General features: G+C 54.8%; 23 protein-coding genes. 14 read left to right on the plus strand and 9 right to left on the minus strand.

From position 1 onward, the window contains the following. The 3 genes from DZC51_RS13360 to DZC51_RS13370 all read left to right on the plus strand — a co-directional run. Window positions 1-422 (plus strand): transposase (locus DZC51_RS13360; RefSeq protein ID WP_157296289.1); only part of this gene is annotated, 422 nt, incomplete at its 5' end. Window positions 423-760: 338 nt separating this feature from the next. Then, window positions 761-1954 carry a M20 metallopeptidase family protein gene (locus tag DZC51_RS13365; protein ID WP_198304124.1) on the plus strand — a complete coding sequence of 398 codons (1194 nt, stop codon included), beginning with the start codon at window positions 761-763 and terminating at the stop codon, window positions 1952-1954. Between the two features lie 283 nt (window positions 1955-2237). After that, complete coding sequence (locus DZC51_RS13370) at window positions 2238-3290, plus strand: C45 family autoproteolytic acyltransferase/hydrolase (RefSeq protein ID WP_157296727.1); 1053 nt, start codon at window positions 2238-2240, stop codon at window positions 3288-3290. A 162-nt stretch (window positions 3291-3452) separates the two neighbouring features. Here the strand turns inward: DZC51_RS13370 and DZC51_RS13375 are convergent, their stop codons facing one another. Both DZC51_RS13375 and DZC51_RS13380 read right to left on the minus strand, forming a co-directional pair. Further along, window positions 3453-4652, minus strand: coding sequence for an ABC transporter permease (locus DZC51_RS13375; protein ID WP_157296729.1), 1200 nt, complete (start codon window positions 4650-4652; stop codon window positions 3453-3455). Beyond that, window positions 4636-5385, minus strand: coding sequence for an ABC transporter ATP-binding protein (locus DZC51_RS13380; protein ID WP_157296731.1), 750 nt, complete (start codon window positions 5383-5385; stop codon window positions 4636-4638). The genes DZC51_RS13375 and DZC51_RS13380 overlap by 17 nt, the downstream gene beginning before the upstream one ends. A 123-nt stretch (window positions 5386-5508) precedes the next feature. Here DZC51_RS13380 and DZC51_RS13385 point away from each other — a divergent pair, with 123 nt between their 5' ends. From DZC51_RS13385 to DZC51_RS13410, 6 genes are all read left to right on the plus strand, one after another. After that, window positions 5509-5937, plus strand: coding sequence for an HIT family protein (locus DZC51_RS13385; protein WP_157296733.1), 429 nt, complete (start codon window positions 5509-5511; stop codon window positions 5935-5937). A gap of 111 nt (window positions 5938-6048) precedes the next feature. Continuing rightward, entirely contained in the window at window positions 6049-6573 is a 525-nt protein-coding gene (locus tag DZC51_RS13390; protein ID WP_157296735.1) for a tryptophan transporter, read from the plus strand. A 132-nt stretch (window positions 6574-6705) separates the two neighbouring features. After that, the gene (locus tag DZC51_RS13395; RefSeq protein ID WP_157296737.1) at window positions 6706-7068 is read left to right on the plus strand and encodes a YtxH domain-containing protein; all 363 of its coding nucleotides are present in this window, start codon (window positions 6706-6708) and stop codon (window positions 7066-7068) included. A 334-nt stretch (window positions 7069-7402) separates the two neighbouring features. Beyond that, complete coding sequence (locus tag DZC51_RS13400; protein WP_232524147.1) at window positions 7403-7972, plus strand: HTH-type transcriptional regulator Hpr; 570 nt, start codon at window positions 7403-7405, stop codon at window positions 7970-7972. Window positions 7973-8069: 97 nt separating this feature from the next. Beyond that, a complete protein-coding gene (locus tag DZC51_RS13405) occupies window positions 8070-8612 on the plus strand; it encodes a DUF3267 domain-containing protein (protein WP_157296741.1) in 543 nt (180 codons plus the stop codon). Between the two features lie 66 nt (window positions 8613-8678). Continuing rightward, the gene (locus DZC51_RS13410) at window positions 8679-8867 is read left to right on the plus strand and encodes a hypothetical protein (RefSeq protein ID WP_008300758.1); all 189 of its coding nucleotides are present in this window, start codon (window positions 8679-8681) and stop codon (window positions 8865-8867) included. Window positions 8868-9061: 194 nt separating this feature from the next. On the opposite strand, the gene DZC51_RS13415 is transcribed toward DZC51_RS13410, so the two are convergent. Beyond that, complete coding sequence (locus DZC51_RS13415) at window positions 9062-9154, minus strand: YjcZ family sporulation protein (protein WP_008300760.1); 93 nt, start codon at window positions 9152-9154, stop codon at window positions 9062-9064. A gap of 137 nt (window positions 9155-9291) precedes the next feature. Between DZC51_RS13415 and DZC51_RS13420 the strand changes: the two genes are divergently transcribed. The 5 genes from DZC51_RS13420 to DZC51_RS13440 all read left to right on the plus strand — a co-directional run bounded on the left by DZC51_RS13420 (window position 9292) and on the right by DZC51_RS13440 (window position 12452). After that, window positions 9292-10194, plus strand: coding sequence for a peptidylprolyl isomerase (locus DZC51_RS13420; protein ID WP_157296743.1), 903 nt, complete (start codon window positions 9292-9294; stop codon window positions 10192-10194). Between the two features lie 83 nt (window positions 10195-10277). After that, entirely contained in the window at window positions 10278-10751 is a 474-nt protein-coding gene (locus tag DZC51_RS13425; protein ID WP_157296745.1) for a GNAT family N-acetyltransferase, read from the plus strand. A 119-nt stretch (window positions 10752-10870) separates the two neighbouring features. Then, a complete protein-coding gene (locus tag DZC51_RS13430) occupies window positions 10871-11059 on the plus strand; it encodes a hypothetical protein (RefSeq protein ID WP_157296747.1) in 189 nt (62 codons plus the stop codon). Window positions 11060-11070: 11 nt separating this feature from the next. Beyond that, window positions 11071-11334 (plus strand): spore coat protein, encoded by a 264-nt coding sequence (locus DZC51_RS13435; RefSeq protein ID WP_157296749.1) that lies wholly within the window; start codon window positions 11071-11073, stop codon window positions 11332-11334. A gap of 452 nt (window positions 11335-11786) precedes the next feature. Then, window positions 11787-12452 (plus strand): cupin domain-containing protein, encoded by a 666-nt coding sequence (locus tag DZC51_RS13440; protein WP_370513697.1) that lies wholly within the window; start codon window positions 11787-11789, stop codon window positions 12450-12452. Window positions 12453-12505: 53 nt separating this feature from the next. On the opposite strand, the gene yhaM is transcribed toward DZC51_RS13440, so the two are convergent. From yhaM to DZC51_RS13470, 6 genes are all read right to left on the minus strand, one after another. Further along, on the minus strand, window positions 12506-13444 hold the full coding sequence (yhaM, locus tag DZC51_RS13445) for a 3'-5' exoribonuclease YhaM (RefSeq protein WP_157296840.1): 939 nt from the start codon (window positions 13442-13444) through the stop codon (window positions 12506-12508). A 17-nt stretch (window positions 13445-13461) separates the two neighbouring features. After that, window positions 13462-16335: an ATP-binding protein gene (locus DZC51_RS13450; RefSeq protein ID WP_157296753.1), complete on the minus strand. Its 2874-nt coding sequence runs from the start codon at window positions 16333-16335 to the stop codon at window positions 13462-13464. Beyond that, a complete protein-coding gene (locus DZC51_RS13455; RefSeq protein WP_157296755.1) occupies window positions 16332-17552 on the minus strand; it encodes a metallophosphoesterase family protein in 1221 nt (406 codons plus the stop codon). Before DZC51_RS13455 ends, DZC51_RS13450 begins: the two co-directional genes overlap by 4 nt. A gap of 260 nt (window positions 17553-17812) precedes the next feature. Beyond that, entirely contained in the window at window positions 17813-19072 is a 1260-nt protein-coding gene (locus DZC51_RS13460; protein WP_157296757.1) for an ABC transporter permease, read from the minus strand. After that, window positions 19065-19964, minus strand: coding sequence for an ABC transporter ATP-binding protein (locus DZC51_RS13465; RefSeq protein ID WP_157296759.1), 900 nt, complete (start codon window positions 19962-19964; stop codon window positions 19065-19067). Before DZC51_RS13465 ends, DZC51_RS13460 begins: the two co-directional genes overlap by 8 nt. Window positions 19965-20016: 52 nt before the next feature. Further along, window positions 20017-20328: a DUF2178 domain-containing protein gene (locus tag DZC51_RS13470; RefSeq protein WP_157296761.1), complete on the minus strand. Its 312-nt coding sequence runs from the start codon at window positions 20326-20328 to the stop codon at window positions 20017-20019. Between the last annotated feature and the right edge of the window lie 2 nt (window positions 20329-20330).

Consider the following 20330-nt stretch of genomic DNA (forward strand, 5'->3'; position numbering starts at 1 on the left):
TCCACTACGATTCCGAAAGGAATGCCTATATCTGTCCGAACGGACAGGAACTCCGGTATTCGACCACCAATAAGCAGGGCTACCGGGAGTACAAATCGAACGGGGCCAAATGTGCAGGTTGTCCGCTGCTTGCTCAATGCACTCAAAGCAAGAATCATGTAAAAGTCATCACCCGGCATATCTGGCAGGACTACCTCGATCAGGCAGAGGCCATTCGGCTCACCCCAGAAAACAAAGAAATCTATGCAAGGCGGAAAGAGACCGTAGAACGCGGTTTCGGAGATGCCAAGGAGAAGTGTGGCATGCGTTGGACAACCCTTCGTGGAAGGGCAAAAATGTCCATGCAGGCGATGCTTACTTTTGCTGCCCTGAATCTGAAGAGGTTGGCCTGCTGGACCTGGGAGTCACCCGAACCGGCCTGACGGCCGGTCATTCCAAGGGGATTTAAGGAGAAAACCACGATAAATTTCCAATAAAATTACTAAACGGACCTAGAGAGATTTCCTCTAGGTCCGTTTTGTCTACAGTCTGAAACGGCGCCCAGGCGCCGTTTTTTTATTTGGAGGAAAGAGCATACGTGAGCTTTCCCGTTTCATCAGCAAAGCTTGGGGACGAGAGGACTTTCGTATGCAAACTCCATGGATTCGCACGCGTCCCCGGTCCGTGACACTTTTTGTCTGTTTCCATGCTATTGCCCTTCTTCAGAATGGGGTCTATAATAAATAACATTCAAATTATTTCGCCTACCGGAGGGATTTCAATGACCGAACAGACAGTAAGCGCCGAAAGTTTGCAGGAACGCCTCTTCTCCAAACTGGAAGCTTCCAATGATGACATGATCAACATCCGCCGCTATCTTCATCAGCATCCGGAGCTTTCGTTCAAGGAATATAAAACAGCCCAATACATCCAGGACTTTTATACTGAGCTCGGTGTCGAGTTCCGCGCGAATGTCGGCGGCAACGGTGTCGTCGCACGCATCAAGGGCGGCAAGCCCGGCAAGACGGTTGCGCTCCGCGCCGACTTCGATGCCCTGCCGATCCAGGACCAGAAAGACGTCGAATATAAGTCGACCGTTGACGGCGTCATGCATGCATGCGGACACGACGGCCACACGGCGACACTCCTGACGCTCGCCAAAGCGCTCCACGAGCTCCGCGATGAGCTGGCCGGCGAATATGTGATGATCCACCAGCATGCCGAGGAATTTGCCCCGGGCGGCGCCATTTCGATGATCGAGGACGGCTGCCTGGACGGTGTCGATGCCATCTTCGGCACGCACCTCTGGTCGCAGACGCCTTACGGCACGGTGGAATACCGTACAGGCCCGATCATGGCGGCAGCCGACCGGTTCGAGATCAAGGTTCAGGGCCGCGGAGGACACGGCGCGAACCCGCACCAGACAAAAGACGCCGTCGTCATCGGCTCCCAACTGGTCCAGAACCTCCAGCAGCTCGTTTCCCGCCGTGTTGACCCGATCGAATCGGCCGTCCTTTCCGTGGGCTCGTTCGTCGCAGAAAACGCGTTCAACGTTATCGCCGACTCTGCTGAACTCAAAGGCACGGTCCGCACGTTCCAGCCGGAAATCCGTGATCTCATGGAAAGCGAAATCGCCCGTGTCGTCAAAGGAACCGCAATCTCTACAGACAGCGAGATCGATTACAAATACTTCCGCGGTTATCCGGCTGTCGTCAACCATGCGGCAGAGACAGATTTCCTCGTGAAGACAATCGAGGGTCTCGAAGGCCTGGAAGCTGTGGAAGGCGCACCTCAGATGGGCGGCGAAGACTTCGCCTACTATCTCGAGAACGTGCCGGGCACGTTCTTCTTCACCGGCGCCGCTCCGGAAGAGCCGTATCCGCACCACCACCCACGCTTCGACTTTGACGAGCGTGCAATGCTGCAGGCGGCGAAAATTCTTGGGGCTGCCGCGACAGGCTACCAAGGCGAATAAGATTTTTCAGTGGGGCTGACCAATAAGTAATTCTTGTATCTATGGCAAACAGCAGTGGCGTCGGGAGACTCCTGCGGGAATAGCGTTAGCCGAAGACCCCGCAGGACGGAGTCCGAGGAGGCTAAGGCAACGCCCGCGGAAAGCGACGAGAGCCACTGCTGTTTGCTTTTTATGCTGGAAATACACTTTTCAGACAAACTCTTTTTACATGGAGCAATTCTTGACCGTCGTCCGGCGCTGTTCCAAGATGGACAAAGACAACTGTTGTAAAGGATGAATCCTAATGAGAGAGATCTATACAGACGTGGTCCAGTTCCGCGGATCGCACTATGATTTCGGTTATTTGCAAGGCGAACGGCTGCGCGACTCCTTGACGCTCCATAATCGCAGGACCAAGTGGCGGACGATGAAGCCCCGTTTCCACATCAATGTCCGCGAAGCGGAAGTCATCTTCGGCCGGTTCGCACCGCAGTTGTGGGAGGAGTTGAACGGCATGCGGGACGCGCTCGGCCTGCCGATGGAAGAGATTCTCCGGGACTTCGGCGGCTACCGGACAGAACCCGTCCGCGCGGGATGTTCGGTGCTGACAGGCAGTAACTTCATCGTGCGGAACTACGACTTCCATCCAAACACTTACGAAGGGCTCTATACCGTATTCCAACCCGATGACGGAGGCTACGCCATCATCGGGCCCGCCCAGCGGATCACCGGACGGATGGACGGCCTGAATGAAAAGGGCCTGGCGATGGGCTACAACTTCACGAACCGGAAGCGGCCGGGTGACGGATTCGTCTGCTGGATGGTCGGCCGGCTGATCCTGGAGACATGCGCAGATGTGGAGGAGGCCGTCCGATTTCTGCAGGACCTCCCCCACCGCGGCTCATTCAGCTACAACCTGCTCGACAAAACCGGCAATCGTGCCCTTGTCGAAGCCGGTCCTCGCGGCGTCATCGTCAGGGAATCCGCTTACTGCACGAACCACTTTGAGCAGCAGACTGACGAAAACCGCCGCTACCTGAAAGATTCCATCGAGCGGATGGACGCCATGAAGGAAAGGCCGGAAGCGTTGTCCGATGCCTTGCAGGCCTGGCGTCTCCTGAACGACACCGGCAAAGGCGTCTTCGCCGACAATTACAAAAGCTGGGCCGGCACGATTCATACTTCCGCCTACTTCCCGGAGACGCTCACCGCCTGGTTCGCACTTGGAGGGGACACAGATCCGGTCGAATTCGACTTCGCGGCCTGGCTCCGTGGTGACGACATCGAGCGGTCGACGATCACGGGACATGTCGGTACGGACATCGGATTTGCGAACATGGACAAGCTTCGGAACTGACTGGAGTCTACGACCTTTAGTGAGACGTTGCTATATTATATTGAGACGTTGACATATTACATTGAAACGTTGCTATATTTCATTGAGACGTTGACATATTGGCGCAACGCGTAATATCCACAAAAAAACTGGCTTCGCGCACTGCGAAGCCAGTTTTCTTATTTATTTCTTCCCCGACATGCGGAGCGTGATTTCCGAGATGACCAGCACCGCTATGGCGAGCAGCAGCATCCCTGCCCCCATCCCGTACTGGAACCACGCTGCAACGAGAACCAGCACAGCCTGGATCACCTGCGCGCTGCGTACCGTGCGGCGCACCGCGGAAGCACGCACCGCCTCAGATACAGGATAAAGCCGGTCCATCCGGAACTCATGCTGGCTGGCGAGCGCGTCCCGCAGCTGATAGGCCGTCGCGAAAGCGAGCGCGCCGCTGAATACGGCCGCGACCGCCGGCATCGGGATAAAGAGCGCGCCGATCATCGAAATCGCGGTCAGCCGGACCCACAGGAGGAACAGGTCGTCCGACCGGATGAACGTCCTCATCGCGAGGTAGCGCGGCGAGGCTTTCGTTTCAAACGTTGCGTTTCCGTACACCCAGTCGAGCCAAGCCCTCCTGTGGACCGCTCCGCGCAGATGCGGAACGTCCGTGAACTGGTTGGCGAAGCGGTAGAACCGGCTCATCCGGCCGCGCTCCAGCTCGATAAAATGAAGGAACGGGAACGGCTTGCCTTCGCTCGTCCGCTGCTTCAGGGCACCATACACCACGATCGGGATCAGCAGTGCTGCGCCGAGCCACCATTTGCCGTACATGGCAGCAACGAGCGGAATGGCCGTCAGGACAAACCGGATGGCACGGTCGCCCCAAGCGCCCTCTCCCTGCTCGGCCCACCGGTGGGCGAATTCGGTGCGCACATTCCAGATATGGAGCGCGGCAATGCCGAGCACAAGGGCGAGCAGCCCGATCCCTCTGAGTCCGTAGACCGCATTAAGAAGCGGAATCGAGACAATAAAGGCCATGACCGGCAGCAGGATCCCCGAAACTGACGTCCACTTGAGCGCGCTCTGCATGTAGCCGCCGAGCTTTTCTTCCATCGGCAGGAAAAAGACGGCGTCCGCTTCTTTCAGAAGCGTCACAGGCGGCGCATAGGCAAGGATCGCAGCCAGGATGATGCCTGCCAGCGGAGCTGCCGGGAAATCCTCCGGCACGGTCTTTAGCCAGCCGCTGTACGCATAGCCCCCCGCTCCGATCAGAAAGACGAGGACGATGGCGAGGTGTCCGGTAAAGATGAACTTCGTGTAGCGCTGCAGCTCCTCCGTATAATGAGTGAAGCGGCTGCGCCACACATCACGCAGGCTGCCCATCGTCCGGCTCCCCTGCCATCTCGATATACAGATCATCGAGCGTCGCGCCCGGCATGCCAAACTGTTCGCGGAGCTCGTCCATCGTTCCGGCCGCGCGCATCCGGCCCTCATGCAAAAGCAGGATCCTGTCACAATATTTCTCGGCGGTCGCGAGAATATGCGTCGACATGAGGACCGAAGCCCCGTCCGCCTTTTTCTCGCTCATCTGCTCTAGCAAGGAGCGGATGCCGAGCGGGTCCAATCCGACAAACGGTTCGTCGATGATGTAGAGCGACGGATTCACGAGGAACGCGCACATGATCATCACCTTCTGCCGCATCCCCTTCGAGAAATGCGACGGGAACCAGCGCAGCCTCTTTTCCATCCGGAACTCCCGCAGGAGCGCCGATGACCTTGCCTCGAACACGTCCTTCGGAATGCCGTACGCCATCGCTGTCAGCTCCAGGTGCTCGCGGAGCGTCAGTTCATCATAAAGGACCGGCGTCTCGGGGATATAGGAAAATGAGCTTCTGTATTTCTCGGGATCATCCCGGAAAGCCGTTCCGCCGATCCGGATTTCGCCTTCCGACGGCTCCATGAGACCGATGATATGCTTGATCGTCGTACTTTTCCCGGCGCCGTTCAGCCCGATGAGCCCGACCAGTTCACCGGGGCCGACTTCAAATGACAAATCGTGAAGCACCGGCTTCCGTGTATATCCGCCTGTGATCTTTTCCACTTCCAATACGTTCATGTTTCCACCCCATTCATGCCTCCATTTTAGCAAATCCGGACCGGTTATGCCTCGAATCGCCGTCCTCTATTTTCTGAATATATGATATCCTGTTGTCAGGATATGAAAAGGAGATGTTGACCGATGACCGAATGCATTTTCTGCAAAATGGTGGAAGGAGAAATTCCTGCAGCCAAAGTATATGAGGACGAGCATGTCCTCGCCTTCATGGACATCATGCCGACGACAAAGGGCCATGTTCTGCTGATTCCAAAAGTGCACCGCGAAAACATCTATGAATTCAGCGAAGACGAGGCGGCACAGCTGTTCTCCGCTGCGCCAAAAATAGCGCGGGCGCTAAAAGCCGAGTTCGAGCCGGCCGGCATGAACCTCCTGAACAACACCGGAGCGGCCGCCAGCCAGAGTGTTTACCATTTCCACCTCCACTTCATCCCGCGCTATGATCGCCAGACGGACGGCTTCGGGCTGCATTGGGAAACGAAAGAAGACGAGTTCCCGAAAGAAAAGCTCCAGGAAATCGCCGAGGCGATCGGCGCACAAATTAAAAACTGATAGATTGAATATTTCATCCAAAAACGGTACAATCGGACTACAGCAACCCGCCGTCGGCCATAGGGCACGCCGGGGGTAGCAAAATTTAGCTTAGCTGAGGAGAGATGAGCAATGAAAACGAAAAATCTGGTTTTGATGGCTTTACTGATTGGGATCGGGACTGCGCTGTATCTGGTGATTCCGGGGATCAACGGGGGCATGAAGCCCGACTTCATGCTGACGATGATGTTCATCGGCATCCTGCTGTTCCGCGACATCAAGAGCGTACTCGTCATGTCCGTATCCACCGGCATCCTGTCCGGCCTGTTTACGACATTCCCGGGCGGATTTATCCCGAACGTCATCGATAAGACGGTGACGGGGATCGTCTTCTTCGGTGTGGTGCTCCTTCTCGGTAAGCTCGCCGACAAGCTTGCCGCGGCAACTGTTCTTGCCGCGCTTGGAACCGTTCTGTCGGGTTCGATTTTCCTGTCCGTCGCGATTTTCGTGCTTGGCGGGGACTTCCCGTTCATGGCTCTATTCCTGACAGTCGTCGTTCCGGCCATCGCCATGAATGCCATCGCCTTCTTTATCATCTATCCGATCGTTCTCAGGCTCGCGCAGCGCTCGAACTATTCGACGGCGCCGTCCCTCTGATCGGAACACCGACAAACACCCTGGCCGGAAACACGGCCGGGGTGTTCGTCTGTTGTCGCTCCCTCTCCCCTCATGTTTTAATAAAGAGGCGGAAAGGAATATTGAACTATAGAGAGAAGGGAGAGTGCCCTCATGAAAGCATCATCATTTTTCCTCGGACTCGCCGTCGGTGCTGCGGGCAGCGCTGCAGCAGTCCTGCTGAGCGCCCCGCAATCCGGCAAAGAGCTCCGTTATTCAGTGAAGAGCTCGTCCGATAACATGAAGCCGAAGATCGAAGATGTTAAAGCGAAAACCAATGACCTGAAAGCTTCGGTCATTCATCTGGTCAATGAAGCGAAGACCCGCTTCCCTGAAGTTGCGGATGAGCTGAAAACATCGGTCGACGTCTGGAACCGAGATACGGAACTGAACCGTGAGAGAATTCAAAAGCGTGTCCAGCAGATCCAGACTTCCATCGCCGAACTCGAACAGGCGGTCAGCTCCATCAAGAAATAAGGTTCATCGGGAATTCACTCCCGACATACACAGGCGGCATCCGGACTGGTCGGATTGCCCCTGTAAATCGCCATTTTATCCGGCCGACAAGCGCCGGAGACGGACTCCGTATGCCGTAAGACGGCCGGAGTCTTTTTTCGTTTATTCTTTAACGGAATTGGCATCATCCTATGCAGATGAAGCCGCAATTTCCTGGCACACTTGCGAAATATTACGATTGTGACAAAAAGCCTTCATTGTCATCTATTTTATTGATATACTATTCTTAAACTATCCGAACATTGAGAAAGAAGGTGAGAAATTGGCGGAACAAACCTATAGCCTGCCTGAAGCCATGCTGTACAGCCAACGTATGGCCCAGCTTTCGAAAGCGCTGTGGAAAGCGGTTGAAAAAGACTGGCAGCAGTGGATTAAGCCGTTCGGCCTGAATATCAATGAACACCATATCCTCTGGATTGCGGCGCATTTGAAAGGAGCGACAATTTCAGAGGTGGCGAAGTTCGGTGTCATGCACGTTTCAACAGCATTCAACTTCTCCAAAAAATTGGAGGAACGCGGATATCTCTCTTTCTCCAAGCGCGAAGATGACAAGCGCAGTACATATGTCGAAGTGACCGAGCAGGGACACGGGCTTTTGCTAGAGATCAATAATCATTACTTCGACACGGAACATTCTGTTTTGGAGGGTTCACTTCCCGTCCGCCAGCTCTATGGCCGATTCCCTGAGTTCATCGAACTGATGGCAGTGATTCGCAACATATACGGTGAAGATTTCATGAATATCTTTGAAGAGGGCTTCAGAAACATGGAGCAGCTGTACGGGAAAGAAGCACAGGCCGAACGAGCCGCTGACGCCGGAGAAGCGGAAGTGCAATCCATAGAGGAAAAAGACGAAGTATCCTAAACTTGGATTTTTTCATTTAAAACGGTTGATTTTTTTCGCGAATCGCAGTACGGTATGTATCGTCCAATTTGGGAATTCACTAAAGGAGATGCAACTGATGCGATGCTGGAAGACCATCAATGTGAAAAAGCATTACGGGCTCAGCCGTCTGTTCCTGCTTTCTTCCATCCTGATGATTGCCGTCTTCATTTTTTCATATATCGGTTTTGAACTCACCCGGGAAACCGGCAGGTCCGATGCGTTTTTCGCTGTATTCCTCGTCTCGGTGGTTCTGCTGTACCCGATCCACAAAGTGATCCACTTCGCGGCCCTATGGAGATACCGTAAGCGGATCACGCTTGTCATCAACCGGGACTGGGCCTTTTTCCCGCTCTTCCTGCTTCGCATTTGCGAGCCGATTCCGAAAAACCGATTCGCCGTCTCTCTAGTGGCACCGTTTTTTATCCTTAACCCGCTATTTGTTGCAGGTGGAATCCTCCTGCCGGCGTTTTCGCATTATTTTACGGCACTGCTCGCCTACCACTGTGGCATCTGCCTGATCGATTTCGTCTATTTCAAGAACCTTTCGCGTTCTCCGAAGGCGTGCTATATCGAAGAAAACGACAACGGCTACGAAATTCTGGTACCACTGCCAGATTGAGCGGTTTTCTTTTAACCGGTATTCTGATATGCTAAGTCAATAGTTGTGTAGAAAGGGGGAAATGGAATGATCATTCTTGTCACTGTACTGTTTTCGATCTTCTATCTGTTCCAGATCAACAAGATGACCTATGCCCTCTGCGAAGTCAGGGAAATCCCCGAGGAAAAGCAGCCGAAGATTTATCAGACGGTCAACATCCTCATCACGATCTTAATCATCTCGTTTTTTGTCGAGATCATGACTGCCATCTCCTGAATGAAAATAATAAACGTCCATCCGCCCGGTTTCCGGGGGATGGACGTTTTTGATTCGACGGTAGGACGGTATTCTGGTGCCGGCATTTCCTTTAGTTCACCGGACAATCCGCCGGCCATACCGGTCCTTTCCCTTCGCTGCTGTCATTCAGGCGGCGCGGCCGAAGGGGGATCATGCCGGCCCCCCTTTATTCATCAGTAGACGTACGCTGCCCCGACGATGATCAGCAGGATGAAAAGGACGACGATCAAGGCGAAGCCGCCGCCGTAGTTGAAACCTCCGCTCATGTGATCACCTCCCTTCTCTCCCGTATCGTATGCGCGGGTGAAAAGGGTCTGTGGGCATTTGCCGGGAACCTTTTTGTAGCCAGGTCGTTTTTATGATATATTTACTTTTGTTTACACAATCAGAAGGGGAGTTTAGAATGAAGAAATCTGTAATCGCAGCAACTGTCGCCGCGTCGGTGCTTGCCCTCTCCGCCTGCAGCAACAACGCAGGAGAAGATGTCATCGTGTCGTCCAAAGTGGGTGACATCACGCAACAGGATCTGTATGAAGAAATGAAGACAACAGTTGGCGAGCAGGCGCTCCAGCTGATGGTCATCGAAAAAGTTCTTGACGATAAATACGATGTCGACCAGAAAGAAGTCGATAAGCAATATAACGACATGAAAGAACAGGCCGGCGAAGGTTTTGATTCCTTCCTCGCCCAGCAAGGCTATACAGAAGAAAGCTACAAAGACATGATCAAGCTCAACCTTCTCCAGGAAAAGGCCCTGACTGAAGGTGTTGAAGTGACGGACGAAGAAGTTGACCAGTACATCGACCGCATGGGTACCGAGCTGAACGCCCGCCATATCCTCGTGGAGGATGAAAAAACGGCAAAAGAAGTAAAGACGAAGCTTGACGAAGGCGGAGACTTCGCAGAGCTTGCCAAGGAATACTCCACTGAACCGGCTGCTCAGGAATCCGGCGGAGATCTTGGCTGGTTCGGTCCCGACAAGATGGTCGCCGACTTCACGGACGCAGCTTATGGCCTCAAAGTGGACCAGATCAGTGAACCGGTCAAGACGGACTTCGGCTACCACATCATCCAGGTGACCGATACCCGTGAAGCGGAAGGTGCAGAGAAGAAGGAAGACATCACCGATGAGCGCCGCGCGGAAATCAAGGACGAACTAGTCCAGAAAAAGGCTGATCCGAACGCCCTGATGGACAAGCTGTCCAAGATGCTTGATGATGCGGATATTAAAATCAAGGATGAAGACCTGAAAGACGCGCTTGACCAGTTCAAAGGTCCGGCTGCAGATTCCGAAGAGAAAAAATAATTGATGAAGAACCGGCATCCAATATGGGTGCCGGTTCGTTTTTGTTATATAATGGATGAAATTCACCGCTGGGAGGGACTGTCATGATCCGCAAGATGCAAGAAAAGGATATTCCTGCGGTCCGGCAGGTTGCCGCTGAAAGCTGGCACGATACATATGGAGAAATCATTCCGCGGGAGATCCGGGAGCGGTTCCTCGCGACTGCCTATAGTCCCGCATCACTGCAGAAACGTCTCGAGAAGTCCACCCTATACGTGGCAGAACACCAGGGTACCATCGTCGGGTTCGCCAACTTCTTCCGCCTTCCGGAGACCGGGGATGCCGAACTCTCGGCCATCTACCTTCTTCCTGCCTGTCAGGGCCAGGGACTCGGAACCGCCCTTCTGGAGAGCGGGATCGGCGAACTGGACGCTGAACGCCTCTACCTCACAGTCGAGCGTGACAATGAGAACGGAAAACGGTTCTACGAGGCCCGCGGCTTCAGTGCCGTTGATGAATTCGAAGAGGACTTCGGCGGACACACCCTTTACAGTGTACGGATGATGCGCCCGCTCTGATGATTACTCTCCGTCCCGGACAAATAGGTCCGGGGCTTTTTTGATTTTGATGGATTGGCGCAGTGCTCAGTATGGGCACAATGATGAATGGGGATATTGAATGAATAAGGAGGTGCGAGATGAACCACGATTTAACTGAACTCGAAGTCGAACATTTGCGGAGTCTGATTGGCGGTCATGGCAACGTCTCCAAGAAGTTGGATGATTATGCTCAGCGTTGCACAGACCCAGAGCTGAAAACCCTTTTCGAACGGGACGCACAAGCCGCAAAGCAGGCGCAACAGGATCTCTTGTCCTATTTGAATTAAGGAGGATGTTTATGTTCCAGGATAAAGAAATGGTGAATGACTATCTGGCCGGTTTAAATGCAAGCTTGACCGGCTATGCCAACATCATTGCACAAACGAATAACGCAGAACTCAGACAGACATTGATTCAGTTGAGAAATCAGGATGAGTCGCGCCAGCGGACACTCTACAGTTACGCCCTTCAGAAAGGGCACTACAAACCCGCAGCACCCGCCTCAAAAGAAGTGATTCAGCAACTGCGAACCCAACTGCTGGCTGAACAGCAGCAAAATTAACTTCGCCCGGAGGGGCTGTGCAAAAATCTGAATTCAGCCCGCCATATAGAAAACGGCACGGACGCCGGGAGACTCCTCGAAAATGCTTCGCATTTCCTTCGTGCGAGGTTTATTCGAGGAGGCTTTTCTGTCCTGCGGGAAAAGCCGGGCTGTCGAGACCCGCTTCACGCGGGGCTAGGCGCCGGCCCGCGGTAAGCGACCAGAGTCCGTGCCGTTTGCTTTTTCACACTGATACTTATTTTCCGGACATCCCCTTTTCGCATTCAGGCACAATTTCCATTCCTGGGCATATGATGATACCCAAGTCTGTTTGAAAGGATTGAAATGGGTACCATCCTCCCCCTTACCCGGGTCATTACGCTGGAACGCCGTACTATTGGGCCTACCCCGCAGGAACTTCTTACGCCTACCCGACGGCGCCAGATCCCGTAAATCAGGGGATGTCCGCACAAATGTTGAGAGATTACGGACCCAACCCGTTCACCATCAATATCAACCGGGCAGCCAGACTTAACCAAAATTACCGGACGGCATTATGGACCGGCCCTCATTTACAGGTTACATTAATGTCCATCAATCCCGGTGACGACATCGGACTGGAAATCCATCCCGTTGTCGACCAGTTTTTGCGTATTGAACAGGGCCAGGGATATGTCCAGATGGGCAAGAGGAAAGACCGACTGGATTATGTCAGGAACGTCCAGGATGATTCCGCCATCATGGTTCCTGCCGGCACGTGGCATAATGTGACCAATACCGGCAGCACCCCGATGAAGCTGTACTCAATCTATGCCCCGCCCAACCATCCGCCTAATACGGTGGACCCTACGAAAGCGGATTCCAAGGAAAGAATGCAGCGCATCCGGCACGAGACAGGAAATAACGTGTTGATTGACGGCAAGACCCCTGATGATTGGGTCCGGCACATAGAGTACTTGGTGAATGAAGGATTGGATGATGTCAAACGGGGCATCAATTCGACGCATATCCTCCAGGAATTCATTCTGATGGGGGTCCTTGTCGGCAAGGGTTATTCCCCTGAACAGGCATACGAGACCGTGGAAGAATGGGAACGGACGGGTGTTTCCAAACTGCTTCAGCAAAGCAAAAACATGTAGAGTCATTGAAAAGAGCCCGACTCGTGGAGTCAGGCTCTTTTGATATGAATGACTTACTCGAAGGTCGGCTTGTAGAACTGGCGATTATCAAGCGGGAAGAGACGCTCTGTGAACTCTCCCGGCTCCGCCTTTGACAGTGCGCGGTTGAGCATGTTCATCTTCGCATCGATGTTGTCGATGTAGTGGAGGATCTCCGCCTCTTTCAGCATCGGGCGCTTCGGGCTGCCCCACTCTTCCTTGCCATGGTGGCTCAGGACCATATGCTGCAGGAGAACGACTTCCTCCCCTTCTATCCCGAGCTCTTTTGCGGCCATTGCAATCTCGTTGACCATAATCGTAATGTGGCCGAGAAGATTGCCTGCAGGCGTGTAGACAGTGCCGACAGGGCCGGACAGCTCCACCACCTTACCGACATCGTGGAGGATGATCCCTGCATACAGAAGGTCTTTATTTAGTGTTGGATACAGCTCGGCAATCGCCTTGCCGAGGCGCAGCATCGAGACGACATGGTCGAGCAGGCCCGACACGTAGTCGTGGTGGTTCTTGGTTGCGGCCGGATAAACGAGGAACGCCTCCCGGTGCTGCTTCAGCAAGTATCTCGTGATGCGCTGAATGTTCGGATTGGTGATCTCGAAGATATAGGGTGACAGCTCTTCATATAGTTCCTCTTTTGATTTCTCGGCGCTTGGAACGAGGTCGGAAATCTGGATGGGCTCATCCGGCTTGGCAGGACGGATACTTTTGATGCGGAGCTGGTTTCTGCCCCGATATTCATGGACATCACCGCCGACCCGGACGATCGAGGCCGGCTGGAACATCTTCTCATGCTCCTCTTTCGCATCCCAGAGCTTCGCTTCGATATCGCCCGTCTTATCCTGCAGGATCAGCGTCATGAACGGGCTTCCTGTTGTCGTCATGCCTTTGGTTGCCTGCTTGATGAGCATGAACAGATCGACCCGCTCGCCTGTTTTATAGGTTCCGATCCCTTTCATCTCGGTACCGACTCCTTTCATCTCAGCACTCCCCTTTCGCTCCCGGCTCCGGCCACGCTGATGACGGCTGCCTCACTGAAGGCGCCGGCCATCTCCTTGTGGCAGGTGAAATACAGGAACTGGTGATGAATCTTCAATTCTTCCAATAAGTTTATCATATTGCCGAGCCGTGCCCGGTCGAAGTGGACGAACGGATCATCCATGATGATCGGAAACGGGGCCGAATCCAGAAGAGAGGCTGCAAGAGACAGCCGCATGGAGATATAAGCCTGCTCCTTTGTCGCCTGGCTCAGCTCATTCAGGCCAAATCGCATGCCGCTGGCTCCTTCCGACTCGATCAGGCCGTCGACATTCAGTACAAGCGCCGCATGGACACCGCCCGTGAGTTCCCGGAACCATCCTGAAGCCCGATCGATCACGTCCGGCAGCTTCTGTTCCTTGAGTCTCCCGGTGGCTCCGCTGATCGCGGAGACGGCCGCTTTGCGGGCGGCCCATTTCACGGAAAGCTCCCGGAACGCCGCCTTTTTCTCTTCGAATTCCTGCAACAGGGCATCATATGCGGTATCTGCTACAAGATGACCCATCTGTGCTTTTAGTTCTGCCTGTCTTTTAATCAGGCCGGTCCGCTCTTCCGCGATCGCTTGCAGGGATTCACGGTTCTCCTTGATCCGCAGGCTAATCTGCTCAATATCCGGAGCGGCTGCCTTTCCCGGAGCTCCGATACGCGTTAACTGCTCACCAATGCGGCCGATCATCTCCACTAGCTCCGTTTTCCTCGAAGCTTTTCCTGCGGCTTCGTAATACGCCTGTTCTCCTTCTGCTGCCGCAGTCGCAAACAGCGTATTGATTTCGGATTCAAGAGTTGTCTTGAGACTCTCAGCTTCCGCCAGTTCATCTGACAGCCTGTTCTGTTCTTCAAGCAGCCGGTCCCTTTTTTCGCCGGTCCTCAGCAAGTACATTTCCGCTTCTTTAAGCCCCGGAAACAGGAGATGATCCGGCACGGGATGACCGATCAGTTCATGTGCGCCGTTCCTTATGGCACCGGCCGTCCGGATCGCCCGGTCCCGCTTTTCTTCTTCTGAGCGGATACGGCGCAACGTTTCCTGCAGTTCCCGTACCAGCCGGAACAGTTCCGGCATGATTGCCGCAGGCAGCCTTCCCGTGATTCCGTAGCCTTCCAGGAATGTGCCAAGCCTTTCTTCGGTATCATCAAGAACCGCCGCGGCGGATTTCCATGATGTGTTGAGTTCCCCGACCTCACTCCGGATACGTTCTTCCGCTTCGATGAGCCGGTCGAGTTCAATGAAGTGCCGTCGCACCCGCTCTGCCCTGCGGTCCAGCTCTTCTTCCCTGCCGCCGTATTGGCTGAGAATCAGTCGCTCCTCTTCCGTCAGTCCGTCATTGCCGTCCCCCTGCCTTAAGAGGAGGTACACAGAGGCGGCACCCGCCGCCACTCCGGCAGCGGCAAACAGCCAGTTCTCAGAAAAGATGGCCATGGCGATGATCAATGCGGCAAGGCCTGCAAGAATCAGGATCGGCTGCCGGCTATCGCTATGCCCTGTGTTTTGTTTGGCTGCAGCAGCCACGAGGCGCTTTTTGAGCGTGGGCCATTTCGATGCCCACTCGATCTCCCCGTCATCCGGCCCGGATGCTTCAAGTTTGTTTTGCTCATCGGCAATCCGCCCGGCCTCGGCCGTTTTTTCTGCAATCCGCTCATCAAGACGTTCGAGACTTCTTGTTGCGCGGTCATGTTCCTCTGTCAGGCTGTGAAGTTCTTCCTCTTTCCGGATTGATGTGTCCGCCAGGGCGGCTGTTTCTTCGTCAGCCAGACCGAGACGGGCAAGGAGGCCGTCTTTCATTGCGGTAAGCTCCCGCAGCGCATGCTCTGCAGCAGTCTCCAGTGACCGCGCTTCATGCCAGGCGGCTTCGTCGGAGAGAGCAGACCGGAGTTTTGAAAGCCGCTCCGCATCCGGTTTTTCCGGCATCTCTTTTCCGACAGCGGCAATCCGTTCCTGAAGGTTCCTGATCGCTGCATCTGCAGCAATCTTCCGGTCCTTCAGTGCTTCATACCGCCGGATCCCTTCGGCAGGAAACGGGGCATCACCGATTGCCTGCAGCTCTTCCTCCGTCTTTCGGCGTTCGATTTCGAGCGGAGCCGCCTGCCTGAGGATGGACAGCCGTTCCTGATCAGCGGTAAGTGCGGATTCTTCTTCCGCAATCTCATTTAACCGCAAAGCGATTTCCGCCATGCGCTCTTTCATGGGGGCATAAGCATCCGAATTTTTCCGATGTTCCCCGATTTCAGCCTCGATTTCCTTCATCTCATTCAGCAGGACATTCATCTCGGGAACCCGGCCGGACTTCTTGAACAGCCCGTCCATCTCTTTTTCCAATCGTGCTTTGTAACCCGCAAGATCCTCGGCCCCGGTTGTTCCGGAAGCGATCAGCGCCTGTCCCAGTTCTTCTTCGTTCATCCTGCCGATTTCCTGAAGCTGCAGGAGAGAGAATGAGAAAACGGACTCAAACGACTGACGGTCGTAACCCCGCAGCAGCCGCCCGAGCGTTTCCTCCCCTTCTTCCCTGCCGTCCGGAAAGCGGACAGTCACTTCACCGGCGGAGCGGCCCGCAATCCGTTCAATCACACAAGGGCCGAATTCGCTGTCCGTCACATGCACCTGCCCGCCGTACGCGCCGCCTGTTTTCGGTTCGTACCGGAGAAGCGAACTTCCCCGCTGCGGAAAGCCGAAAAGCGTGTGGAGGATGAACTGCCGGATCGTCGTCTTGCCCGCTTCGTTCGGCCCGTACAGGACGTTGATGCCCCGTTCAAGGTCGATTGTCACGTTCTCGTGCTTGCCGAATCCGTAGATGACGAGCTTCGTGATGGTCATCATTCTGCCCGCCCCCCTTTCATCAGCCCGTCGGTGAGCAGCCTTTCCGCTTCTTTTCTGATTTCCCTGATGCTTTCCTCGTCCAGCCGGCCGGTGAACTTGTACGCCTGGCGGTGGCCGTACAGGTCGGAAAGGCGGCTTTTCCAGCCGTCCATATCCCAGCTTCCGATTTCATCCAGCACATCGCGCATCAGTCCGCCCGGCACCGACGGAGCGGCCTCCCGCTCCCATGTCATCCGGTGGACTCCGATATCCGGAAAGTCGTTTGAGGCTGCTTCCCGGATGAATTCCAGCCATTCGGATTCCGGAGCATCACTGAACATCGCTTCCGACTGCTCGTCGATCCCGAAAAGCAGGAGGTCGATCAGTCCCGGGCCGTTCGCTTCCCTGAACGCACGGATCTGATCCATGCACCGGTCCAGCCACTCGTCCGCATGACGGATACCGCTGCAGTCCACTTCGGCTTCGCCGAAGACAAGCGCACCTGCGGGGATGAATTCCAGTGACGGAGTTCCCTGCCGGATCGTCACGTCATAGAACCCCTTCACACCGCTTTCCTTCCGGTGAAGGCCCTGGAGGCTGCCCGGATAAACAATCGGCGGCTGCTTGTGGAGCACCTGGCGCTTATGGATATGGCCGAGCGCCCAATAGTCATACCCCTTGCCGAGGAGCTCGTCCTTTGTGAACGGGGCGTACACGTCATGCGCCTCGTCTCCCCGGATGCTCCCATGAAGCATCCCGATTTCAACAGCATCGCTATCCGCCTGCGGATAGTGTCCGATGACCGGCTCTGTAACATGCCGCTCCGGATAACTGAAGCCATGGATTCTCACGTTGGTCCCGCGGACAGTCAATTCAGCCGTCTCCACTTCAGGCCCGAACACATGGACATTTTCCGGCAGGGAAAACCGTACCCAGGAACCCGACAGGTGGTCATGGTTGCCGTGGCTGACAAAGACGGGAACCCCCACCTCGCTGAGCGTTTCCATACCCTGGCGGAACTGCTCCTGCGCCCGCAGGCTCCGGTCCTCGCCATCATAGATGTCTCCTGCAATCAGAAGAAAATCCGGCCGCGCGCCAGCCGCATAATCAATCAGATTGCGGAACGCCGTGAACGTGCTTTCTCGGACAGTTTCCGATATCTTGCCCGGCAGACCGGCAAAGCCTTTGAACGGGCTCCCCAAGTGCAGGTCGGCCGCATGGATGAATCGGATCGTCATCCGGACACCTCCTCAATAGCGAATGTTTGTTCCTATTCTATCATATCAGGGTAGGGCTTGGAAATGAGATTTGCCATGTTCCTCCTATGAACCTCACGCTCTGGTGAATCGACGGTCTTTCGTCACTTTCGAATGCCCTTTCGTCACTTTCGCGCACCCTTTCATCACTTTCGTACGCCCTTTCATCACTTTCACGCCCCCTTTCATCACTTTCGCACTCCCCCATTAAAAAAACCCCGCAAAAGCGGGGGACAAATCTCTTATTCCTTCCCGAGCTGCATCGCCTTTTTCAGGTCTTTCAGTGAGCGGGACGGGCCGTACATGAGGACACCGCCTTTGTAGACGCGTGCGCCGAACCAGCCGAGCACTGCAATCGTCAGCACCATGAGCCCGATGGCAAGGGCCGGCTCCCACCAGGGGAGGTCGAGCAGCCCGACACGGAGGAACATGACAAGTGGAGCGAAGAACGGCACAAAAGAAGAATACGTCACGAATGCCGCGTCCGGGGTCGATAGGCCCGTAGCCGCAATGATGAACGCCACGACGATGATTAATGTCAGCGGCGTGATCAGCGAGGCAACATCCTCTGTCCGGCTGACAAGCGACCCGAGGAGCGCCGCAAGCACCGCATAGAGGAAATAACCGAGGACAAAGAACACAATTGCATAGATGATGGTCGTGGCCGGGATGTCTCCGAGGCCCATCTCCGAGAAGAAACTCTCAGACAGGTCGGATACTGAAGAAGACGACCTGATTGCCAGATAACCCGTGATTCCGAACAGCAGCATCTGCACGAGTCCTAGTGTTCCGATGCCGAGCACCTTCGCAAACATATGCTTCACCGGCGATACGCTGGAGATCAGGATCTCCATGACCCGGGAGGACTTCTCAGTCGCCACTTCGGTTGCAATCATGTTGGAGTACATGATGACCGCGAAATAGATGAGGAACATGAGCACATAGACGAGTATTCGCGCCTGGTTCATTTCCTCTTCTGTCTTGCCGGATGCGGAAACCGTCGTCTGCTCAAAGCCGACCGGCTCGAACAGCGCGCCCGCCTGTTCCGGTGCGAGTTCCATCTCTTCTGCACGCATCTCGGTCTGCATCGACTGCAGGGCCTCCTGCAACATCATCGGGAAGCCGAACATTTCCGAGCTCTCCGAAACATATTCGGCTTCGATTGAATGGCCATCCGGGACTTGGAGAATGAGGAACGATTCGATTTCGCCTTCCTTCAGCTGATCTTCGAGTGCACCGCGCAAATCTCCGGTCACTTTAAACTCAGCTTCCTCCCCCATAGCCGCTAGCTGCTGAGCGAGCCGGTCCACGACCGCTTCATTGTCCGTCACGACCGGAATGGCCTTGCTTTTCTCCTCCCCGTCGTCAAACGCCTCGATGATCGTCGTGATGTTCGCCAGGAGGAAGATGCCGGCAATGACCACAGCAGTGGTGATAAGGAAGGTCTTCGACTTTGCCTTGCTCATGAAGGCCTGTTTAAAGATAATCCAGAAATCACGCATGCTCGTTCCCCACTTTCGCGATGAAGATATCCTGCAGCGACGGCTCCTCGATGCTGAAGTGGCGGACCGGTCCGGCCTTCAGCGCTTCCTGCAGCAACTTGTGCGCCGTCTCGTCATCCGTTACCTGGAAGACCGCTCCATTTAGCGCATAGGATGCATTGCGGACGCCTGGTACGGACTGCAGCCTTGTCAGATCATGGTCGGACCGGATGCTTACATTCTGCCTGCCGAACGACCGCTTGACATCGCGCAGGGATCCTTCCACGATCTGCTGTCCCTTGTGGACGATGCTCAGCTGTTCACATAATTCCTCGACATGGTCCATCCGGTGGCTGGAAAACACAATTGTCGCGCCCTGATCCCGGACATTTTTCACCGCGCTTTTCAGTATTTCCACATTAACCGGATCGAGGCCGGAAAACGGTTCATCGAGGATGACCAGCTCCGGCTTGTGCATCAGAGCCGCAATCACCTGGATTTTCTGCTGGTTCCCTTTGGAAAGCTCTTCGACTTTTTTGTTGAGATAGTGGGGAACTTCAAAGCGGTCCAGCCATTCGCGAATTGCCGCTTTGGCATCAAGCCGGTGCATGCCGCGGAGTTTTCCGAGGAAGATCAGCTGTTCTTCCACTTTCATTTTTGGGTAAAGGCCGCGTTCTTCCGGCAGGTAGCCGATCTTGTGGCTTGTTCCGTAGTCGATCGGCTTCCCCTTCCAGGTGATGCGTCCTTCAGTCGGGTTGAGGAGCCCGAGAATCATCCGGAACGTCGTCGTCTTGCCCGCGCCGTTCGCCCCGAGAAAGCCGTACATCGTTCCCTCCCCGATCGCGAGCGACAGGTTGTCGACCGCCGTGAACTCCCCGAACTTCTTCGTTACGTGATTTAATTCGAGCGCCATGATCTCTCCCCTTTCATTTCCTATACGGTTCCAGATGGCTGCAAGTTTCAGATTAATACTTACTTGAGGCGATGGCTGCGCCGACAATATATGAAATCATGTGCAGCATATAGACCGTCATCAGGACAAAGAATGCCGTCCCGACCGGCTCGATGATCATCACGACCGTCCAGGCAATCAGGATGACGATGGTTGTGACCACCCAGGAAAACGACCTGGCCCAATTATGGATTGCATAAAACCGTTCGTCGTACCGCCGCTCCTTCTTTCCTTTCCTCCAGCTAAAGAACATGACAATCCCCGCGACAGCGAGACCAAACGGCAGGCCTGCAAGAAACGAACCAAGTTCAAACCCTTCGTACATGG

The organism is Bhargavaea sp. CC-171006 (genome assembly GCF_009761675.1).
Classification (GTDB): Bacteria; Bacillota; Bacilli; order Bacillales_A; family Planococcaceae; genus Bhargavaea; species Bhargavaea changchunensis.